Annotated in this window: 1 protein-coding gene; it reads left to right on the forward strand. The window is 62.8% G+C overall.

Translation table 11 applies throughout. The features are described 5' to 3' along the window. Positions 1-938, forward strand: a 938-nt coding sequence (locus ON20_RS25785) for an IS481 family transposase (RefSeq protein ID WP_040839609.1), incomplete at its 5' end; no start/stop codon positions are given. Between the last annotated feature and the right edge of the window lie 20 nt (positions 939-958).

Genomic DNA, 958 nt, shown 5'->3' on the forward strand with positions numbered 1-958 from the left:
GCGAGGTGCGCCGGCGCCTCGCGGTCCTGCGTCATGTCGAGGAAGTCACCGGCAACGTCGCGATGACCTGCCGGTACTACGGGATCAGTCGGCCCACGTACTACACGTGGCTGCGCCGCTACGAAACCGAGGGCGTGGACGGGCTGCGCGAACGGTCACGACGCCCGCGGACCAGCCCGAACGCGACTCGCGCCGAGGTCATCGACAAGATCGTTCACCTGCGGCAGCACTACCACTTCGGCCCGGACAAGATCCGCATGTACCTCGAGCGCTACCACGACATTCGGATCAGCAGATCCGGCGTCTGGCGCATCCTCAAACGCCTGGACATGGGCCGATTGCCGGCCTCACAGCGCTACAAGCGCCACGACCGCCGCTGGAAGCGCTACGAGAAGCAGCGTCCGGGCCATCACGTACAGATCGACGTCAAGTTCGTCGAGGCCCTGCACGACAAGACCGGCACCTCGCCGAAACCAGTGGGCCGACGTGGGAAGTTCTACCAATTCACTGCGATCGATGACTGCACGCGGCTGCGGATCTTGAAGATCTATCCGCGCAACAACCAGAAGACCGCGATCCAGTTCCTCGACTACGTGCTCTCGCAGCTGCCGTTCGCGGTCGAGACGATCCAGACCGATAACGGAGCGGAGTTCCAGTCCGGGTTCCACTGGCACGTGCTGGACAAGGGCATCAACCACGTCTATATCAAGCCGCGAACGCCACGCCTGAACGGAAAGGTGGAGCGCTCGCACCGCATCGACGCCGAGGAGTTCTACCGGCTTCTCGACGGCGTCGTCATCGACGACGTGAACATCTTCAACGCGAAACTCAAAGAATGGCAGGACTACTACAACTACCACCGCCCCCACGGCGGACTCGACGGCCAGACCCCGTATGAGAGACTGCGTCGGAAGACGACAACCGGGGACCGGGTGTAGTCGATCTTCGTCAGCAGCAC

The organism is Nocardia brevicatena NBRC 12119 (assembly GCF_000308495.1).
Taxonomy (GTDB): Bacteria; Actinomycetota; Actinomycetes; order Mycobacteriales; family Mycobacteriaceae; genus Nocardia; species Nocardia brevicatena.